Source organism: Pseudonocardia nantongensis, from assembly GCF_046546495.1.
GTDB classification, from domain to species: Bacteria; Actinomycetota; Actinomycetes; order Mycobacteriales; family Pseudonocardiaceae; genus Pseudonocardia; species Pseudonocardia nantongensis.
Genome location: NZ_JBKGXT010000001.1, coordinates 1 through 19364, shown reverse-complemented (window position 1 = coordinate 19364; position 19364 = coordinate 1). Strand labels below are relative to the sequence as shown.

General features: G+C 73.1%; 19 protein-coding genes and 1 pseudogene. 9 read left to right on the top strand and 11 right to left on the bottom strand.

All coding sequences use genetic code 11. The annotated features are described in order from the left end of the window. Genes nuoK through ACLFMI_RS00080 form a run of 5 tightly spaced genes read right to left on the bottom strand, consistent with a single transcriptional unit; the run spans position 1 to position 3255 of the window. Positions 1-306, bottom strand: coding sequence for an NADH-quinone oxidoreductase subunit NuoK (gene nuoK, locus ACLFMI_RS00100; protein ID WP_410945601.1), 306 nt, complete (start codon positions 304-306; stop codon positions 1-3). Next, complete coding sequence (locus ACLFMI_RS00095; RefSeq protein WP_410945600.1) at positions 303-863, bottom strand: NADH-quinone oxidoreductase subunit J; 561 nt, start codon at positions 861-863, stop codon at positions 303-305. The genes nuoK and ACLFMI_RS00095 overlap by 4 nt, the downstream gene beginning before the upstream one ends. Continuing rightward, positions 864-1790, bottom strand: a complete 927-nt coding sequence (locus ACLFMI_RS00090) for a complex I subunit 1 family protein (protein WP_410945599.1) — start codon at positions 1788-1790, stop codon at positions 864-866. After that, on the bottom strand, positions 1787-2950 hold the full coding sequence (locus ACLFMI_RS00085) for a hypothetical protein (RefSeq protein ID WP_410945598.1): 1164 nt from the start codon (positions 2948-2950) through the stop codon (positions 1787-1789). Before ACLFMI_RS00085 ends, ACLFMI_RS00090 begins: the two co-directional genes overlap by 4 nt. Beyond that, positions 2941-3255: an NADH-quinone oxidoreductase subunit A gene (locus tag ACLFMI_RS00080; RefSeq protein ID WP_410945597.1), complete on the bottom strand. Its 315-nt coding sequence runs from the start codon at positions 3253-3255 to the stop codon at positions 2941-2943. The genes ACLFMI_RS00085 and ACLFMI_RS00080 overlap by 10 nt, the downstream gene beginning before the upstream one ends. Before the next feature lie 162 nt (positions 3256-3417). Between ACLFMI_RS00080 and ACLFMI_RS00075 the strand changes: the two genes are divergently transcribed. The 7 genes and pseudogenes from ACLFMI_RS00075 (at position 3418) to larC (ending at position 10269) form a co-directional block, all read left to right on the top strand. Next, positions 3418-3702, top strand: a complete 285-nt coding sequence (locus ACLFMI_RS00075; protein WP_410945596.1) for a metal-sensitive transcriptional regulator — start codon at positions 3418-3420, stop codon at positions 3700-3702. A gap of 154 nt (positions 3703-3856) precedes the next feature. Continuing rightward, positions 3857-6121, top strand: a complete 2265-nt coding sequence (locus ACLFMI_RS00070) for a heavy metal translocating P-type ATPase (RefSeq protein ID WP_410945595.1) — start codon at positions 3857-3859, stop codon at positions 6119-6121. Between the two features lie 14 nt (positions 6122-6135). After that, on the top strand, positions 6136-6549 hold the full coding sequence (locus ACLFMI_RS00065) for a PIN domain-containing protein (RefSeq protein ID WP_410945594.1): 414 nt from the start codon (positions 6136-6138) through the stop codon (positions 6547-6549). Then, positions 6486-6683 (top strand): annotated as a pseudogene (locus tag ACLFMI_RS00060) (LacI family DNA-binding transcriptional regulator); the annotation flags it as partial. The gene ACLFMI_RS00065 and the pseudogene ACLFMI_RS00060, both read left to right, overlap by 64 nt. Before the next feature lie 54 nt (positions 6684-6737). Then, positions 6738-7568 carry a LacI family DNA-binding transcriptional regulator gene (locus tag ACLFMI_RS00055; RefSeq protein ID WP_410945931.1) on the top strand — a complete coding sequence of 277 codons (831 nt, stop codon included), beginning with the start codon at positions 6738-6740 and terminating at the stop codon, positions 7566-7568. A 98-nt stretch (positions 7569-7666) separates the two neighbouring features. After that, positions 7667-9046, top strand: a complete 1380-nt coding sequence (locus ACLFMI_RS00050; RefSeq protein WP_410945593.1) for a mannitol dehydrogenase family protein — start codon at positions 7667-7669, stop codon at positions 9044-9046. Next, on the top strand, positions 9043-10269 hold the full coding sequence (gene larC / locus ACLFMI_RS00045) for a nickel pincer cofactor biosynthesis protein LarC (protein ID WP_410945592.1): 1227 nt from the start codon (positions 9043-9045) through the stop codon (positions 10267-10269). Before ACLFMI_RS00050 ends, larC begins: the two co-directional genes overlap by 4 nt. Positions 10270-10297: 28 nt before the next feature. On the opposite strand, the gene larB is transcribed toward larC, so the two are convergent. From larB to uidA, 4 genes are read right to left on the bottom strand one after another with little or no spacing between them, the layout of a single operon-like run. Beyond that, positions 10298-10981 carry a nickel pincer cofactor biosynthesis protein LarB gene (gene larB / locus ACLFMI_RS00040; protein ID WP_410945591.1) on the bottom strand — a complete coding sequence of 228 codons (684 nt, stop codon included), beginning with the start codon at positions 10979-10981 and terminating at the stop codon, positions 10298-10300. Then, on the bottom strand, positions 10978-11844 hold the full coding sequence (gene larE, locus ACLFMI_RS00035; protein WP_410945590.1) for an ATP-dependent sacrificial sulfur transferase LarE: 867 nt from the start codon (positions 11842-11844) through the stop codon (positions 10978-10980). The genes larB and larE overlap by 4 nt, the downstream gene beginning before the upstream one ends. A 28-nt stretch (positions 11845-11872) precedes the next feature. Beyond that, a complete protein-coding gene (locus ACLFMI_RS00030) occupies positions 11873-13276 on the bottom strand; it encodes a glycoside-pentoside-hexuronide (GPH):cation symporter (protein WP_410945589.1) in 1404 nt (467 codons plus the stop codon). Between the two features lie 45 nt (positions 13277-13321). After that, positions 13322-15103, bottom strand: coding sequence for a beta-glucuronidase (gene uidA, locus ACLFMI_RS00025; RefSeq protein WP_410945588.1), 1782 nt, complete (start codon positions 15101-15103; stop codon positions 13322-13324). Between the two features lie 112 nt (positions 15104-15215). Here uidA and ACLFMI_RS00020 point away from each other — a divergent pair, with 112 nt between their 5' ends. Next, positions 15216-16223 carry a LacI family DNA-binding transcriptional regulator gene (locus ACLFMI_RS00020; protein WP_410945587.1) on the top strand — a complete coding sequence of 336 codons (1008 nt, stop codon included), beginning with the start codon at positions 15216-15218 and terminating at the stop codon, positions 16221-16223. Here the strand turns inward: ACLFMI_RS00020 and ACLFMI_RS00015 are convergent. Further along, the gene (locus tag ACLFMI_RS00015; protein ID WP_410945586.1) at positions 16199-17476 is read right to left on the bottom strand and encodes a lactate racemase domain-containing protein; all 1278 of its coding nucleotides are present in this window, start codon (positions 17474-17476) and stop codon (positions 16199-16201) included. The two genes, ACLFMI_RS00020 and ACLFMI_RS00015, sit on opposite strands and share 25 nt — an antisense overlap. 98 nt (positions 17477-17574) lie before the next feature. On the opposite strand from ACLFMI_RS00015, the gene uxaC reads away from it, so the two are divergent. Beyond that, a complete protein-coding gene (gene uxaC, locus ACLFMI_RS00010; protein WP_410945585.1) occupies positions 17575-18987 on the top strand; it encodes a glucuronate isomerase in 1413 nt (470 codons plus the stop codon). A gap of 85 nt (positions 18988-19072) precedes the next feature. On the opposite strand, the gene ACLFMI_RS00005 is transcribed toward uxaC, so the two are convergent. Continuing rightward, complete coding sequence (locus tag ACLFMI_RS00005; protein WP_410945584.1) at positions 19073-19237, bottom strand: hypothetical protein; 165 nt, start codon at positions 19235-19237, stop codon at positions 19073-19075. Positions 19238-19364: the final 127 nt, after the last annotated feature.

Here is a 19364-nt window from a genome sequence, read left to right as displayed (position 1 = left end):
TCAGCCCTCCAGCTCGGCGGCGGCGTCGGTCATGTCGATCTGCTTGGCGCGGTAGATCGCGGTCACGACGGCGAAGCCCATCGCCATCTCGATCGCCATCGCGGTCACGACGGCGACCACGATCACCTGGCCGTCGGACGACGCCGGGGCGAGGAAGTACCAGAACGCGGCCGCGGCCAGGATGATCCCGTTGATCATCAGCTCCAGGCCCATCATCAGCATCACGATCGACTGCTGGGTCAGCGCGCCGAACAGCCCGATGCAGAACAGCGCGGCGGCGACGAGCAGGAACGCCTCGAGGATCATCGGCCGGCTCCCCCTCCGGCCGGATCGTCGGCATGCTCGGCGTCCAGGTCGTCGCCGAGGCGGTCGTAGCGACCGCGTCCGGTGGCCAGGACGACGGTGGCGACGATCGTGGCGAACAACGTCACCCCGAGCGTCATCATCGTCAGCATGTGCCCGCCCATGAGCGCCTCCCCCAGTGCGAGGGTCGGATCCGGCGGCGGCACGCCGCGCCGCTGCGGCCAGTCCGCGGCGACGATCCCGACGGCCAGTCCGGCGAACACGAGACCCGAGATGACCGCCGCACCGCGGGTGTTGTGGAACATCGACATCGGCATGAGCCCGCCCGGGTTCATCATGAACATGACCATGAAGACCGCCATGATCACCATCTCGATGATCATCATCAGGGCGATGACGGTGCCCAGGTAGGCGAGCCCGGTCATCAGCACCAGTGCGGCGACGGCGAGGAACGACACCAGCAGCGCGAACGTCGCGCGCGCCATCGAGTCGACGACGAAGACCAGCACGCCGGAGATGATCGCCAGCACGGCCAGCACGCAGAACACGACGACGGTCATCTAGAACCCTCCCCTTGCCAGCACGACCAGCGCGACGACGAGTGCCTGCACGATCGTCAGCGGCAACAGCACGATCCAGGAGATCTCGGCCCACCGGTCCGTCCGGATCGTCGGGAGCCGGTGGCGCAGCCAGACCAGCAGGGCGAGCACCGCGACCGTCTTGAGCAACACCCAGGCCCACGCGGGCAGCCACGGCCCGTGGCCACCACCGAGGAACAGCGGGACCGCCACCGCCGCGGCGGCGACGAGCAGCAGCCGGCGCCCGCCTTCGAACAGCAGCCGGTCGACGCCGGACAGCTCCGCGGCCGCGCCGCCCGCGGCGTCCCGGGCGACCGGGGCGTCGAACGGGCCCCAGAAGGCCATCGCGGCGGCGCTGAGCAGGTAGGCGACGAAGGCGGCCGGCATCAGGACGACGAACCACAGGTCCGCCTGGGCGTCGACGATGTCGGTGATCCGCAGGCTGCCCGCGGCGAGTGCCGCGGTGATGATCGCGAACATGTGCGGGAGCTCGTAGGACAGCCCCTGGGCGACGAACCGGTACCCCCCGATCATCGACAACGCGCCGTTGGGCCCCCACCCGACCAGCCACACCGCGGCCCACGCGACGACCTCCATCGCGTTGAACCAGACGACGCCGACCGACAGATCGGCCACCGGACGCTCGCCGAGCGGGACAACGGCCGCCGCCAGCACCGCGGCGACGATCAGCGCGACGATGCCCGCCCACCGCAACGTGCCGTCGGCGGCCAGGGTGCCGCGCCGCTGGGTAACCAGGAGCCGCGCCGTGGCGCGGACCGGCTCGACAGCGGCCGACCCGGCCCCGGCCGGGCGTCCGGCCGCCCGGGCGCCCAGTGCGACGTCGAGCGCCGCGAGGAGCCACACGGCGCCGACCATCAGCAGCGGGAGCAGCACCGTCGACGCGCTCACCGGCCGTCCTCCTGCCCGTCACCCACGCCGGCCACGGACACGGCGCCATCGACGTCCGGGTCCAGCGCCGCGACCAGCAGCCGGGCCGCGGCGAGCTCCGCTCCCGCGAGACGGGCGCCGAGATCGGCCGGGCCCGGACGGTGCAGCTCGTCGACCGCCGCACCGGCGCCGTACGCGTCGAGCCGGGCCAGGCGCTGTTCCAGCAGGCCGGCCACGTCGGCTCCGTGACCGTCGCCGATCCGGCGCAGCATCAGACGCAGCACGCGGGACCGGCGGACCGTGCGGAGCAGGCTCGCGAGGTCCGCGGCCGGGTCACCGGCCCGGATCCGGTCCCGCAGGTCCCGCGCCCGCGCGGCCGGGCCCGGCCAGCCCGCGACGGCGAGCACGCGCGCCACGACGTCGAGGTCCCGCACTGCCCTGGGGACCGGAGCCGCGAGGACCGGAGCCGTCGCAGGGGGGCGTGGCCCCGTGGCGTCGAGCAGACGGGCCTCGGCCGCGGTGACCACGTCGCCCTGCAGCTCGACGTCGACCACCAGGCCGGCCGGCCAGTCCGGGAGCACCGGACCGAGCGGGAGACGGAGGACGTCGAGGGCCAGGCCGTCGCGGTCCTCGGCGACATCGGCCATGGACAGGCCCCCGGGCAGGGACATGTCCATGTGGTCATCGTGGTGGTGCCCGCCGGAGGCGGCCTCGTCGGTGTGGTCGGTGCCGTCGGTGTGGCCGGTGCCGTCGGTGTGGTCGGTGCCGTCGGTGTGGTCCTGCCCGCCGTGCTCGTCGTGCGATCCGGCGTCGGTCACGTCGGCAGCGGTGACTGCGGCGGTCGCCTCCTCCCGCGCCCGTCGCGGGTCGGCCAGGCTCCCCGGGACGCGGTCGAGCACGACCTCGATATCGGCGGCCGTGCTGCCGTCGTCGAGATCGACCCGGATACGGGGCGCGGGTATCCGGCGCCAGACGTTCCCGACCACCCCGTCCAGCTCGGGCCCCGGCGTCCCGGCGACGAGGAGCACATCGGCATCGGCGGGACCCGTCGCCTCCGGCCATCCGCGGTGTGCGACGGCGTGCTCGGCGTCCATCCGCAGCCCGGGGCGACCGGGTACGGGGACGAGCAGGACGTGCGGCACCCGGGCGGCGAACCGCAGGAGCGTGGCGGTCAGGTCCATCGCAGAGCCCCCTCCCGCCACGCGTAGACGACCCCGGCGAGCAGGAGGGCGAGGAACAGGAACATCTCCACGACCACGCCGGTCCCCATCGTGGCCACGACGAGCGTCCACGGGTACATGAAGATCATCTCCATGTCGAAGGCGAGGAAGACCATCGTCACCGCGTACCAGCGGACGTGGAACCGCGAGACCGCGTGCTCGACCGGCGGCAGCCCGCCCAGGTGCGGAAGCCGCTCCCCGACGACCGGGCCGACCCGGACCAGCCGGGACGCTCCGACGATCACCGCCACGCCCGCCAGAACCACCCCAACGAGGATCGCCGGCGGAACGAACTCCTCCACCTCGCACCCCCTGAACAGCCGGAACGGGTGCGTACCTTACCCCCGTAGCGCATACGGCGCGCGCTGGTGGCGACTTGATACACCTACCCCCTAGGGGTATGGTCGGGGGCGACCGAGGAGGTGGCGATGCAACACGGCTACGCCGACAACAAGAGTGCACACATCAAGCGGATGCGCCGGATCGAGGGCCAGGTCCGCGGGATCAACAAGATGATCGAGTCGGACCAGTACTGCATCGACATCCTGACCCAGGTCTCGGCGGTCAACAAGGCGCTCGAGGCCGTCGCGCTCGGCCTGCTCGACGAGCACCTCAAGCACTGCGTCGCCGACGCCGCCGGCCAGGGCGGGGAGGTCGCCGACCAGAAGATCCAGGAGGCCAGCGCCGCGATCGCGCGCCTGGTCCGTTCCTGAGCCGGTCCCCCGCTCCCGGGGTCGAACCCGCCCGCGCCCGACGCGCGGGCCGTCGGCGCCGGGTCCGAGCCCCACATCCGGAGCCCGCCACCCGGCTCGGGTCACGGTGTTCGACGCCGTCCACCCGGACCAGGTCCGATCGAAGGACCGATCCATGACCACCACCGCACCGCTACAGGTCGAGCTCGCCATCGGCGGCATGACCTGTGCCTCCTGCGCGAACCGCATCGAGCGCAAGCTCAACAGGCTCGACGGCGTCAGCGCCACCGTCAACTACGCCACCGAGAAGGCGACGGTGTCCGCCCCCGACGGGATCGGCACCGCTCAGCTGGTCGCCACCGTCGAGTCCGCCGGGTACACCGCGACGCCGCCGACCCCGGCGACCGACGCCGACGATCGTGGCGACGACGACGGCACCGAGGAGACCGGCGCGCTCCGCGCACTCCGGCAGCGGCTTCTCGTCTCCGCGCTGCTGGCCCTGCCGGTGGTCGTCCTGGCGATGGTCCCGCCGCTGCAGTTCACCCACTGGCAGTGGCTCTCGCTGGTGCTCGCCGCACCGGTGTGGGCCTGGGGCGGTGCCCCGTTCCACCGCACCGCCTGGACCAACCTGCGCCACGGCGCGGCCACTATGGACACGCTCATCTCCATGGGGACGACCGCCGCGATGGCCTGGTCGGTCTACGCCCTGTTCCTCGGCACGGCCGGCATGCCGGGCATGACGCACCCCTTCGAGCTGTCGGTCTCCCGGACCGACGGCGCCGGGAACATCTACCTCGAGGTCGTCGCCGGGGTCATCACGTTCATCCTCGCCGGGCGTTACTTCGAGGCGCGGTCCAAGCGACGCGCCGGTGCCGCGTTGCGCGCGCTGCTCGATCTGGGCGCCAAGGACGTGCTGGTGATCCGCAACGGCGCCGAGGTCCGCATCCCGACCTCCGCGCTCGCGGTCGGCGACCGGTTCGTCGTCAAGCCCGGCGAGAAGATCGCCGCAGACGGCGAGGTCGTCGAGGGCCGCTCCGCCGTCGACACCTCCATGCTGACCGGCGAGTCCGTGCCGGTGGAGGTGCAGGTCGGCGACTCTGTCGTCGGTGCCACCATCAACGCCGGCGGACGGCTCGTCGCGCGGGCGACCGGCGTCGGTTCGGACACCCAGCTCGCCCAGATGGCGAAGCTGGTCGAGGACGCCCAGACCGGCAAGGCCGCCGTCCAGCGCCTGGCCGACCGCATCTCCGGTGTGTTCGTGCCGATCGTCATCGTCATCGCCGCGGCGACGCTCGCGGTCTGGCTCGCCGCCGGCGCCGGCGCGACCGCCGCGTTCACCGCCGCCGTCGCCGTCCTGATCATCGCCTGCCCCTGCGCGCTCGGCCTCGCGACGCCGACCGCGTTGCTCGTCGGTACCGGCCGCGGCGCCCGGATGGGCATCCTGATCAAGGGCCCGGAGGTGCTGGAGTCGACCCGCAAGGTCGACACCGTCGTCCTCGACAAGACCGGCACGGTGACCACCGGGAAGATGGCCCTCGCCGGGGTGCACGCGGGCGACGGTGTCGACGAACGGACCGCGCTGCGACTGGCCGGGGCGCTGGAGAAGGCCTCCGAGCACCCGATCGCCGCGGCGATCGCCGACGGCGCGACCGAGCGCACCGGTAGCCTGCCGCCCGTCGAGGACTTCACCAATCACGAGGGCCTCGGCGTCGCGGGCACGGTCGACGGCCACGCCGTCCTCGTCGGCCGGCCACGGCTGCTCGAGCAGTGGTCGGTCCCGCTGACCGGCGCGCTCGCCGACGCCGCAGCAGCCGAGGCCGCGCAGGGACGCACGGCCGTCGCGGTCGCGTGGGACGGCGCGGCCCGGGCCGTGCTCGTCGTCGCCGACACGATCAAGGGCAGCTCCGCCGGGGCGGTCGCCGGGTTCCGCGGGCTCGGGCTGACGCCGGTCCTGCTCACCGGGGACAACCGGGCCGTCGCCGAGTCGGTGGCCACCGACGTCGGGATCGAGGTCGGCCCGGACACGGTCATCGCCGACGTCATGCCGGCCGACAAGCTGGCCGTGATCGAGCGGCTGCAGGGTGAGGGCAAGGTCGTCGCGATGGTCGGCGACGGCGTCAACGACGCCGCCGCGCTCGCCCGGGCCGACCTCGGGCTGGCCATGGGCACCGGCACCGACGTCGCCATCGCGGCCTCCGACATCACCCTGGTCCGCGGCGACCTGCGTGCCGCCGTCGACGCCGTCCGCCTGTCGCGCAGGACCCTCGGCACCATCAAGGGCAACCTGTTCTGGGCGTTCGCCTACAACATCGCAGCGATCCCACTGGCAGCGGCCGGGCTGCTCAACCCGATGCTGGCGGGCGCCGCCATGGCCTTCAGCTCGGTGTTCGTGGTCGGCAACAGCCTGCGGCTGCGCCGCCTCCGCGGCCACGCCGGCTGACCGGACCGGTCCCGGTGGCGGCTACTGCTCGGTCCAGGTGCAGCCGGGCGAGCCTGCTGGACTCGACGATCCTCATCGACTTCCTTCGCGGGCGCCCCGCGGTGCAGCACGTCCGGTCCTTGCAGGATCGTGGCGACGACCCGTGCACGACCGGCATCAACGTCGAAGAGATCGTCCGTGGGCTTCGCGCGAGCGAGATGACATCGGCGCACCAGCTCTTCGACGGTCTCGAGCTGATCTCCATCGATGCCGTCGACGGCTGGAAGGCGGGAACGTGGAGACGCGAGTTCACCGGCCGCGACCTGCACTCCGCCCGCCAGTACCCGGCCATCGTCGACGCCCTCCGCGCCGCCGACGCCGAGCGATGGGCACACGGGGGCCAGCGAGACGCTCGTACCGTGGCATCGACGCACGCGGAGGCTTCATGACCGGACGGCCCACGATCTACGACGTCGCCGAGACGGCGGGGGTCTCTCCGTCCACCGTCTCACGGGCACTCGCCCGCCCTGGCGAGGTCAGTGCGGTCACGGCGGAGCGGGTTCGGAGCGCGGCCGAGACCCTCGATTACCGGACGTCGTCGATCGGCGCTCCCCGATCGTCGAGCTCGACCGGCATAGTGCTGCTGGTCACCTCGGACGTCACCAATCCGTTCGTGTTCGAACTGATCCACGGCGCGGAGGACGTCGCGTTCGCATCGGGCCTCGCGGTCGCGGTGGCGGACTCGCGGGAGTCCGGCCCTCGCGAACGGACACTCGTCGAACGGGCCATGTCCCGGATCGACGCCGTGGTCCTCGTCAGCTCACGGCTGCCGGACTCGGCGATCCGCATGATCGCGAAGCAACGCCCGACGGTGGTGCTGAACCGCGCGGTGCGCGACGTCGCGAGCGTCTCGACGGACTACCGCGGCGCAGCCGCGGAGGCGGTGCGGTACCTCCGCGAACTCGGCCACGACTCGGTCGACTATCTCGCGGGGCCCGCCGCCTCCTGGGCCGACGGGGCGCGCTGGCGAACGCTGCTGGGGGCGGCACGTGACGGTGGACTCCGCCTGCGCCGGACGGGTCCCGTGCTGCCGACGGTCGAGGGCGGAATCGGCTTCGCCGAGAAGCTGCGCGGGTCGCCGCCGACCGCGGTCATCGCCTTCAACGACCAGATCGCCGTCGGACTGGCCCACGGCATGGCCGCGGCCGGTGTCCGTGTGCCGGCCGATCTCAGCGTCCTGGGTTTCGACGACACGACACTCGCTCGGCTCGTCGTCCCGCGTCTGACGACCATCGCCACGCCGCTGCGCCGCATGGGTGGCAGCGCGATCTCGACCACCGTCGACCTCCTCGCGGGCCGGACGAGCTCGGTGCGAGGCTCGACCGAGATGCCCGCCGACCTGATCGTTCGTGAGTCGACCGGACCGCGCAGGACGCACGTCACGCCGGAACCTTCCCGACCCGACTGAACCGCGCAGCGCAAGATCTGGCAACGCGTCGTCACGACGACGCGGCGCGAGCCACAGTGCAGGTGTTCGGACGCGTTCGAGATGTGAGGGGGCCGGCGGTGGTCGCGACGACCGGGACCCGCCTGACGCGCGGGATCGGCGGTGCCCGCCCGGCCGCGCCGGTGCGGATGGTCCACCTCGGACTCGGCAACTTCTTCCGCGCTCACCAGGCCTGGTACACCGACCACACACCGGACCGGGACGCGTGGGGCATCGCGGCGTTCAGCGGTCGCAGCCCCGACCTCGCACGGTCACTGCAGGCACAGGACGGTCTCTACACGCTGGCCGCGCTCGGCCCCGACGGCCCGGCCGTCGAGGTCGTGTCCAGCCTCTCCGCCTGCCTGCCCGCCACCGACCACCCGGCATTCCTGCGACTGCTGGGCGACGCGCGCGTGCAGGTCCTGACGCTGACCGTGACCGAGTCCGGCTACCGGCGCGGCCGGGACGGGTCCCTCGACACGGCCGACCCGGCCGTCGCCGGGGACCTGGAGAAGCTACGGCACTCGCCGTGCTCCCCCGTCTCCACGGTGCCCGCCCGGGTGCTGGCGGGCCTCGCCGCACGCCGGGCCGCCGGCGCGGGTCCGTGCACCGTTCTTTCCTGTGACAACGTGGACGGCAACGGCCAGGTCCTGGCCCGCGTGGTGCGTGACGCGGCCGGGGCGGTCGCCCCCTCCCTCGCCTCGTGGATCGAGGAGCACGTCGCCTTCCCGTCGTCCGTGGTCGACCGGATCACCCCGCGCCCGGTCGAGAGCGATCTCGAGACGGTGCGTGCCGCCACCGGCGTGCCGGATCCGGCAGCGGTGGTGACCGAGCCCTACAGCGAGTGGATCCTTCAGGACGACTTCCGCGCCGAGCGGCCCCGGTGGGAGGACGCCGGGGCGCGGTTCGTCCCGGACGTCACCGCGTACGAGCGCCGGAAACTGCTGATGCTCAACGGGGCGCACTCGCTGCTCGCCTACCTCGCGCCCCTGCGCGGGCACACGACGGTCGCCGGGGCGATCGCCGATCCGGTGGTGCGGGGCCGGGTCGAGGACTGGTGGGACCTGGCCCGGCGGCACGTCCCGCTCACCGACGACGAGCTCGCCCGCTACCGCGCCGAGCTGGCCGACCGGTTCGCCAACACGGGCATCCGGCACCTGCTGAGCCAGATCGCCACCGACGGATCGCAGAAGCTCCCGGTCCGGGTCCTGCCGGTCCTGCGGGCCGAGCGCGAGGCCGGGCGGCTGCCGCTCGCCGCCGTGCGGACGCTGGCTGCCTGGTTGCTGTCGCTGCGCGCGGGCGAGGTCGCCGACCCGATGGCCGGGGAGCTCACCGACGTCGCGCGCGGCCCGCTGCACGACGCCGCGGTCCGGGTGCTGGGACTGCTGGACCCCGATCTGGCGGCCGACCGTGTGGTCGCCGCCGCCGTCGCGAACGAGGCGTGGACACTCCAGGGGTGACGGTGGAGCGGCCCGGGCGCACGGCGTGGATCGACGCAGGTGCCGGCATCGCCGGGGACATGCTGCTCGGCGCCCTGCTGGACGCCGGCGCGGACCCCGGCGCCGTGCGGCGTCAGGTCGCGGCGGTGGTCCCGGACGAGGTGGAGATCGAGGTCGGGACGGTGTGGCGCGCACGCCTGCGGGCGACACGCGCCGTCGTCCGCAGCACCGCCGAGGAGCACCCGCACCGCTCGTGGGCCGACATCCGCAGGCTGCTCGGCGGGAGCACGCTGCCGCAGCCCGTGCGGGACGCCACCCTGGCGGTGTTCGGCCTGCTGGCCGACGCCGAGGCCAGGGTGCACGGAGTACCGGTCGACGACGTCGGATTCCACGAGGTCGGGGCCTGGGACTCGATCACCGACGTCGTCGGGGCCTGCGCGGCCGCCGCCGACCTGGGGCTGACCGAGATCGTCGCGGGGCCGGTCGCGCTCGGGTCCGGCCGGGTCCGCACCGAGCACGGCGACCTGCCGGTGCCGGTGCCGGCGGTGCTGGAGCTGTCCGCCGGCTGGCCGGTGTCCGCCGGCGGCGAGGGCGAGCTGGCCACCCCGACCGGCATGGCGCTGCTGCGCGGCCTCGCCGGGCGGTCCGGGCCGATGCCCGCGATGACCGTCGACCGGGCCGGCTACGGCGCAGGCGGCCGGGACGTCGAGGGCCGCCCGAATGTGGTGCGGGTGGTGCTCGGCGCCCCGGACCGGTCTCCGGCGGCCCCGGCGACCGAGGAGCTGGTCGTCCTGGACACCAATGTCGACGACATGGACCCGCGGGTGTGGCCGGGCGTGCTCCGGGAGCTGCTCGACCGCGGGGCCGCGGACGCGTGGCTCACCCCGATCCTGATGAAGAAGGGGCGCCCGGCCCACACCCTGCACGTGCTGGCCCGCCCCGACCTCGCCGGGACGCTGCGGGCGTTCGTGCTGCGCGCGACGTCGACGCTCGGGGTGCGCCAGACGACCGTCACCCGGCACGCGCTCGACCGGACCTGGACCCAGGTCGCCGTCGAGTCGGCCCCGATCCGGATCAAGCTGGGCGTCGAGGACGGCAGGATCGTGCACGCCGCTCCGGAGTACGAGGACGTGGCGGCGCTCGCGGCGGACCGCGATCTGCCGGTCCGGCAGGTGCTGGAGGCCGCCGTCGCGGCGGCCGCGGCGGCCGGCCTGCATCCGGGCACCCCGGCCCCGGCCGGCTGATCCGAAGATCAGCTGGGGGGCGGGCGCGTCAGGCCGGGGCCGCGATCTGTGCGGCGAGGTGCCCGGCGCCGTAACCGTTGTCGATGTTGACGACCGCGACGCCGGGCGCGCAGGCGTTGAGCATGGTCAGCAGGGCGGCCACCCCGCCGAACGACGCGCCGTAGCCGACGGAGGTGGGGACCGCGACCACCGGCGCCGAGATCAGCCCGGCGACGACCGTCGGGAGCGCGCCGTCCATACCGGCGGCCACGACGACCGCCCGCGCGGCTCGCAGCGTGTCCAGGTGCGCGAGCAGCCGGTGCAGACCGGCCACGCCGACGTCGGCGATCAGCTCGGTCCCGCGCCCGAGATGGGTGGCGGTGACGACCGCCTCGCGGGCGACGGGCAGGTCGGAGGTCCCCGCGGCGAGCACGACGACCGGCCCGCCCGCGGGTGCCGGTGGTTCAGCGGGCCAGGCGAGCATCCGGGCGTCCTGGACGTGCCGCGCGTCCGGTGCCACCTCCCGCACGGCCGCCGCGTGCCCGTCGGAGGCCCGGGTGAACAACGTCCGCGCGCCGCGGAAGACGAGCTCGCGCGCGATCTCCCGGACCTGCCCGGCGGTCTTGCCCTCGCAGAACACGGCCTCGCCGTGCCCGCGGCGGCGCTCCCGGCCGAGGTCCAGCCGGGCGAAGTCGCCCACCGGCACGGTGGGCTCGTCGCCGGCTCCGGTCACCGCGCGGACACCAGCGGGAGGGTGAACGCGCCGGACTGCAGCCCGGCGAGGTCGACGGTGACGAACCGGAACCCCGCCTCCCGCACGGCGGCCAGGACCTCGGCGCGGCGCGGTCCCAACGCCGTCACGATCGCGTCCTCGGGCAGCTCGATCCGGGCCACCTCGCCGTGGTGACGGACCCGCACGTCGTCGAACCCGAGCGCGCGCACCGCCCGCTCGGCCCGCTCGATCTGCGCCATCTTGTCCGCGGTGACCTGCTCGAAGTGCGGGATGCGGGAGGCGAGGCAGGGGGCCGCGGGCTTGTCGGCGTTCGGCAGGCCCATCGCCCGGGCGATCCGGCGCACCGCCTGCTTGTCGAGAGCCGCGTCGGCCAGCGGGCGCAGGACGCCGTGCTCGGTCGCCGCCCGGGCCCCGGGCCGGTCGGTCCGGCGGGTGTCATCGAGGTTCTCGCCGTAGGCCACGGCGTCGAGGTCGTGCCGGTCGAGGACCGTCTCGTCGACGGCGGTGAACAGGGTGTCCCGGCAGGCGTAGCAGCGGTCCGGGCCGTTCGCCCGGTAGTCGGGCCGGTCGAGCTCGGTGGTCTCGATCTCGACGACCTCGACCCCGGCGACGGCGGCGACCCGGTGGGCGCCTGCTCGCTCGTCGGCGGCCAGGCTCGCCGACACCCCGACGAGCGCGAGGACCCGGCCCGGCCCGAGCGCCGCGGCGGCGAGGGCGAGCAGCGTGGACGAGTCGACGCCACCGGAGAGCGCGACCCCGACCCTGCGGACGCCGCGCAGCTCGTCCAGCACGCGGTCGGCGGCCGCCCGGTCGGCGTCGTCGAGGGCGTCGTACCACCCGCCGGTCACCGTCTCGTCCGTCATCCTCGCTCCTCACCCCGACGCCGCGGCGTCAGGTCGCCGTCCGCTCTCCGGAACCGTCCGCGGCCGCGGCCTGCCGGGCGCGGGTCTCCTCGACCATCGTCGCAAACGTCTGCTCGGTCAGCGGGTACCGCAGGAACAGCAGCACCCCGATGCCGATGAAGGCGGCCGGGAGCAGCCCGGCGGTCACCGCGATCCAGGTCAGCGCGGAGTCGGGCTGGGCCGGGGCGTTCGCCACGTACCCGCCGACGCCGATGCCGTAGGCCGCGGCGGCGCCGCCGATCGCCTGGCCGAGCTTGCGGGTGAAGGAGAACACCGCGTAGGTGGTGCCCTCGGTCCGCACCCCGGTCCGCCACTCGCCGTACTCGACGGTGTCGGCCTCGAGCGCCCACATCAGCGTGTTGACGCCGGCGACCGACACGCCGAGCAGGGCGAACCCGACGAGCGGGACCACCGGCAACGACGCCGGGCCGGCGGTGATGACGGCGCCACCGACGACGCCGACCAGGCCGAACCCGATGAAGCCGCGCTTCTTGCCGATCGAGCGGACCACCCGCGGGATGAACGGGGCGACGGCGAAGATCGCGCCGGAGCTCAGGATCGTGAGCAGGATGATGTAGTTCGCGTTCTGCAGCACGTCTCGCGCGTAGTACGCCTGCACGGTCTGCATCGTGAACATGCCGCAGAGGAACGCCAGCGACGACAGGCACAGGACGACCAGCGGCCGGTTCCGGCGCAGCGTCGCCAGGCTCTGCCGCAGGCTGACCTTCGGCACCTCGCGGTGGACCTGCTCGCGGGCGGTGCGGAACAGGAACAGGTAGAGCAGCACGCCGGCCACCGCGAAGATCCCGGTCGTGACCAGCAGGGACTGCTGGAACCCCTCCGGGTCGCCCTGGAACCGCTTGATCTGCGGGGCGACGACCACCGCCAGGACGATCATCGTCGTCGCGGTGCCGATCATGCGGAAGCTCGCGAGCCTGCCGCGCTCCTCCGGCACCTGGGACATGGCCGAGGCCAGCGACCCGTACGGGATGTTGACCAGGCTGTACACCAGCCCGAGCACGCCGTAGGTGAGGTAGGCCAGCAGCAGGGCGGTACCGCCCTCGGCGAGGGCCGGCACCGAGAACGTCGCCACCGACAGCAGCATCAGCGGCACCGCGCCGAACAGGAAGAACGGCCGGAACTTGCCGAACCGGGTCATCGTGCTGTCGACGACGCGGCCGGCGACGACGTCGGCGAAGGCGTCCCAGATCCGGATGACCAGGAACAGCGTCCCCGCCGCGGCGGCGGAGATCCCGACGACGTCGGTGTAGTAGACGAGCAGGAACATCGAGGTCATCGAGAACGCGAGGTTGTTGGCCGCGTCCCCGGCGGCGTATCCGAGATACTGCGGTGCCCGCAGCGAGGCTGCCTCGGCTTCGACGGTGAAGCTCACGTGGGTCTCCGAGTGGGTTGCGCGCCCACGGGGCGCTGGGAGGGATCAGCTGTCGGAGCGCCAGCGGCGACGCAGGGCGAAAGCGGCGTTCTTCGGCCGCCGGTCCCGGGTGAACGCGCCCTTCTTGTTCCCGCCGACGCGCATGATCCCGGCGGTGGTGGCGAAGTCGGCGAAGTTCCAGACGTGCTCGCCGACCACGGCGTCGTGCCGGTCGAACACCCGGTGGTTCATGTCCAGGTAGGCGACCTGGTACTCCTCGGTCCACGGCTCGGAGCCGATCGAGTGCATCCCGGGCACGGTGTCGGCGCCGTACTCGGTGACGATGATCGGCTTTCCCTCGCCGGACCACGCGGCCAGCTCGGCGTCCCAGGCGAGCTCGGCGGCCTCGAGGTCGCCGGTGTGGACGTACCAACCGTAGTAGCGGTTGAGCATCAGGACGTCGGCGAACTGTGACACCCGGCACTTTCCGTGCGGCGCGAGCATGACGTTGACGAAACCCGCCGGTCGGGTCGGGTCGGCCTCCTTCACCACCCGGAACAGCGGCTCGAAGTACTTCTCGGCACCCTCGGTGTCCGACTCGGGCTCGTTCGCGATCGACCACAGCACCACCGAGGGGTGGTTCTTGTCCCGCGCGACGAGCTCGCGGATGGCCTGGGCGTGCACCTCGCGGGTCGCGTCGTTGATCGTATCCGCGGAGTAGGTCTCGTAGCCCTGGCTGCCGAAGATCCCGCCGCCGAGGCCCATGTTCAGCCCGACCGCGGCGGTCTCGTCGATCACGACGATGCCGTGCCGGTCGGCGTGGTCGAGCACCTCCTCCGAGTACGGGTAGTGCGAGGTGCGCAGCGAGTTGGCACCGATCCAGCGCAACAGCCCGAAGTCCTGCACCAGCAGGGCGTCGTTGTGGCCCTTGCCGATCCCGGCGTGGTCCTCGTGCATGCCGAACCCGGTGAATGCGAACGGCTCACCGTTGATCAGGAACTCGGTGCCCCGCACCTCGACGGTGCGCACGCCGACCGGCTGGTGGTAGCTGTCCACGACCGCACCGGAGGAGTCCACGAGCTGGATCTCGAGGTCGTAGAGATACCCGTCGCCAGGTGCCCACGGATGCACGTCCTCGACGACGATCGTGCCCTCGGCCCCGTCGGCGGACCCCGCGGGCCGGCCCTCGGCGTCGGTGAGCTCGGTGTGGACGGTCAGCCCATCGGCGCCGACGGCCGCCACGGTGTAGCCGACCGTGCCGGTCGCACCGTCGAGCCCGGTGACGACGGTGACGTCGTCGACGTAGGTGGTCGGGGTCGCCGACAGCCAGACGGTGCGGTGCAGGCCGGCGTAGTTGAAGAAGTCGTGCCAGTAGCGCTGCTTCGGCCCGGTCGCGGTGTCCTCGACGACTCCCGGCGGGATCGTCCGGAAGCTCAGGCGGTTGTCGACGCAGGCGCTGATCCGGACCTCGTCGCCCGGGCGGACGAGCCCGGTCACGTCGGCCTCGAACGGGGTGTAACCGCCCTCGTGCGACACGACCTCGGTCTCCCCGACCCAGACGGTGGCCCGGTGGGTGGCCGACTCGAAGTGCAGCACGATGCGCTGCCCGTCCCAGCCGCGCGGGACCCGCACGGTGCGCTGGTACCAGACGTCGCCCGAGTACCGGGTCACGGACTCGTCGGCGAGCAGGTCGTTGTAGCTGGCCGGCACGGCCATCTCGACGGAGTCCCGCAACCGATCCGCGAACCAGCGCTCCGTCCGCCCGGCTGAGGCCGGGTCCGTCCGGAACGACCAGAGGCCGTTCAGCGACTTGCGCTCGCGGGTTCGCGTGTCCTGGGGGCGAAGCACTTCGTGACTCCCTCGTCATGGCGGTGCGGCAACGGCTCGGCGTCATTCAGGCAACCGGCGGGCGGTCCCGGCAATGCGTTGCCAGGAGTTGCGGCCGCTAGGCTCGCCGGTCGTGAGCGGCCGCCCGACCATCTACGACGTCGCTCGGGCAGCGGGCGTGGCGCCGTCGACCGTGTCGCGGGCGTTGACCCGCCCCGGCCGGGTCAGCGCGCACACCGCCGAGCTCGTCCGGCGGGTCGCGGCCGAGGTCGGGTACACCGCGCCGCGCGGGGTCACGCCGCCGGAGTCCGGGTCGGTGGTCGCGCTGGTGATGTCGGACATCACCAACCCGCACGTCTCCGACATCGTCCGCGGGGCGGAGCAGCAGGCCGCCGACCACGGCTACACCATGCTGCTGTGCGACACCCGGGAGTCCGCGGACCGGGAGGCGGACGTGCTGCGCCGCATCCTGCCGGTCGTCGACGGCGTCGTCCTGGCGAGCTCGCGGCTGACCGACGACGAGGTGAGCGCCGTCGCCCGCGCTCGACCGACCGTCGTGCTCAACCGCTCGCCGGCCGACGTCCCGCACATCGTGCTGGACCACGCCCGGGGCGCGTTGCTGGCGGTCGAGCACCTGCACGGGCTCGGCCACCGCCGGATCGGCTACCTCCCCGGACCGGCGACCTCGCCGGTCGAGGGCGAGCGCGGTGCCGGCCTCGACCGGGCGGCGCGGTCGCTCGGCGTCGAGCTCGTCCGCCTCGCCACGGCGAGCCCCACCCTGGACGGCGGAGCCCGCCTCGCCGCCGACGTCGTCGCGGCCCGGGTCGGCGCGGTCGTCGCGTACAACGACCTGCTCGCGATCGGCGTCCTGCAGGAGCTCGTGCTGCGCGGGGTGCGGGTCCCCGGCGAGGTCGGCGTCGTCGGGTTCGACAACATCCCGCTCGGGCGGCTGGTCCGGCCGCAGCTGACCTCGGTGGAGGCACCGCTGCGGACCCTGGGCGAGTCCGCCATGCGCAACCTGCTGCAGCGGCTGGCGTCACCGGACCCGACGACGGTCCGCAGCGCCCGGCTGCCGGTCCGGCTGGTGGCGCGCGAGTCCACCGGCACCGCGGCCGGTCAGGCAGGCCGGCGCAACCGGTAGAGGATCTCCCCCGCCGGCTCCACGACCAGGGTCTCCGGGTCGGCGCGCGCGGCTTCCAGATCGATCCCGGCGGGATCGGCCCAGCCGAGGTTCACACCCTCGACCGTCGCTCGCGGGATACCGGTCGCCAACGTGACCCGTACCCGCAACCGCTCACCGCCGACGGGGTCATAGGTCCCGGCCCCGCGCAGGTGGGTCGAGTGCGCGAGAACCCCCCAGTGGACGTGCCGGAACCGCTCCCACTGCGCGGTGAAGTAGTCCCGACAGTGGTAGCCGATCTCCTCGATCTCCGGATGGGTCTCCGAGACCGTGCTGATGCCGGGCGCGTAGATCACCACCTCACCGCCGTCGGCGACGACGGGTTCGAGCTTGTAGAAGCCCTTGGCCGCGGTCCAGATGTCCTCGTACTTGGCAGGCATCACCGAGACCACCCGACGCACCGGGTGGTCCAGGTAGCGGACGTGGGTCTGCGCGGAGACCTCGGCGGCCGCGGCCCATGCCTGCTCCGGTGACCCGAACGCCATCGCGTGCAGATCCACGGCGCCGGACCGCACCACCAGGCACAGGGCGTGGCGCTCGGTCGGAATCATCCCGGCGGCCTCGTCGATCAGTGCCCGGACCGGGGTGATCCCCCGGGTACCGATGATCTCGACACTCGAGATCAGCGCACCGAGCCAGTGGGACAGATCGATGATCTCCGGACCGGCCACACCGGGGAAGAAGTACTTGTTGCCGCCCGAGAACCCCACCACCTCGTGCGGGAACACCGGCCCGACCACCAGCGCCAGGTCGGCCTCGGCCACGTGCCGGTTCACCCGGACGTCGACCGGGTCACCCAGCCGGCCCTCGGACAGCTCCCGGACCCGGTCGCCGGGAATCACGCCGACCGACACCAGGCTGTCCGGGTCCCACCACTCGTGGTTGAGCACCGTCATACCGGGATAGACCCGGTCCGGGCCGTCGGCGTCGTAGCCGAGGTGGGTGGCGAGCCGGGCGTCGGCCATCGGCTGGTGCGTACCGAGCGCGACCAGCACGACCAGCCGCCGGGCGCGGCCGGCCAGCGAGCGGTGGATGCGTTCGATCAGCAGGGGCAGCGGACAGCTGCGCGTCCCGTCGGGGACGACGACGCACACCGACCGCCCTTCCACCGGCAGCCGGCCGAGCTGGTCGTCCACGAAGCCACGCACCTCGTCGGGTTCGAGGACCGTCTCGGCCGATCCGGTCATCGGGACCTGCAGCGTCGGGATCGCCATGTGGCCACGCTCGTCGGCTCCGGCGAACGTCGCAAGGTCTGCCGCAAGCCGTGGCAACCACTTGCCCGGTGTCCCGAGTGACGTCGATCCTGCGCATCATGCCTGCGCTGCAGCCTCATCCGGACCGCCTGTTCCCGCCCGACCCGGTCACCCGCCGGATCGCCCGCGAGCTGCACCACTCGGTCCGGGACCTGCCGATCGTCTCGCCGCACGGTCATGTCGATCCGCGGTGGCTCGCCGAGGACACCCCGTTCAGCGACCCCACCTCGCTGCTGATCAGCCCGGACCACTACGTGACCCGGTTGCTGCACGCCTCGGGGATCCCGCTCGAGCACCTCGGTGTGGGCGCCCGGGCGCCCCTGGACGAGGGCGCCGCGCGCAAGGCATGGCGCGCGTTCTGCGAGCTGTGGCCGGTCTACCGCGGCACCCCGGTGCAGTACTGGTTCGAGGTCGAGCTAAGCGAGATCTTCGGCGTCCGCGAGCGTCCCTCGGCGGACAACGCCGACGCGCTGTACGACCACATCTCGGCCGCCCTGACGACACCGGAGTTCCGGCCGCGCGCCCTGTTCCGCCGATTCGGGATCGAGGTGCTGGCGACCACCGACGACCCCGCGGACGACCTGCGACCACACCGCGCGCTGCGCGACGACCCGTCCTGGGCCGGACGGGTGATCCCCACCTTCCGGCCGGACCGCTATCTCGAGCCCGCCGCCGACGACTGGCCCGCAGCCGTCGCCGCGCTCGGGGCGGCCGCCGACACCGACACCGCCGACTACCGGGGCTACCTCGAGGCGCTGCGCCGGCGCCGCCGGTACTTCATCGACAACGGCGCGACCTCGGCCGACCACAGCCACGCCGACGTCCGGACCGATCCGCTCGAGGAGGCGGTCGCCGCCGACATCTATCGTCGGGCGCTGCGCGGGGACGCCTCGGCCGCGGAAGCGACGGCCTTCCGCAGGCACATGCTGACCGAGATGGCGGCGATGTCGGCCGAGGACGGCCTGGTCATGACCCTGCACCCAGGGATCCTGCGCAACCACCACGGTCCGACCTTCGAACGCTTCGGTCCGGACCGCGGGCACGACATCCCGACCGGCATCGAGCTGACCGAGGCCCTCCGCCCGCTCCTGCAGCGCTTCGGCACCACCCCCGGGTTCCACCTCGTGGTCTTCACGACCGACGAGACGGTGTTCTCCCGCCAGCTCGCCCCGCTGGCCGGGTTCTACCCGTCGGTCTACATCGGAGCCCCGTGGTGGTTCCTCGACGCCCCGGACGCGATCGCGCGCTGGCGCTCTGCAGTCACCGAGACCGCCGGTTTCAGCCGGACGTCCGGCTTCATCGACGACACCCGCGCCTTCTGCTCGATCCCGGCCCGGCACGACATGTCCCGCCGGCTCGACGCCGCGCATCTCGCCGACCTCGTCGTCCGGCACCGACTCGGCGAGGACGAGGCGGCGGACACCCTGCATTCCCTGGTGTCGGAGAATCCCCGGAACGTGTTCAAGCTCTGACCCGCCCGGTCCCGCTCCGATGCCGTGCTGACCCCCTTCTACCTGCGGTATGGCGGCGTCGGGAGGCAGCTCATCGCCGGCGTCGTCAGCCTCCTGAGAGCAGGCCGAGCTGCGTGGGCAACCACAGCGACAGCTGCGGGACGAAGACGACCACGGCCAGCACCACGACCAATGCGACGAGGAACGGCACGAGGCGTCGGATGACCGGCTCGATCCGTTGCTCACCGACGCGGGAGGCGATGAACAGCACTGTCAAGTCCCGGGTTTGGTAGAGGCTCGGTTCTCACGCTCCGGCGGGTTGCCGGGCGGCCTCGGTGGCGGCGTGTAGGGCTTCGTGCTCCACGGGTGGGATCAGGCCGAGCTCGCCGTGGAGGCGG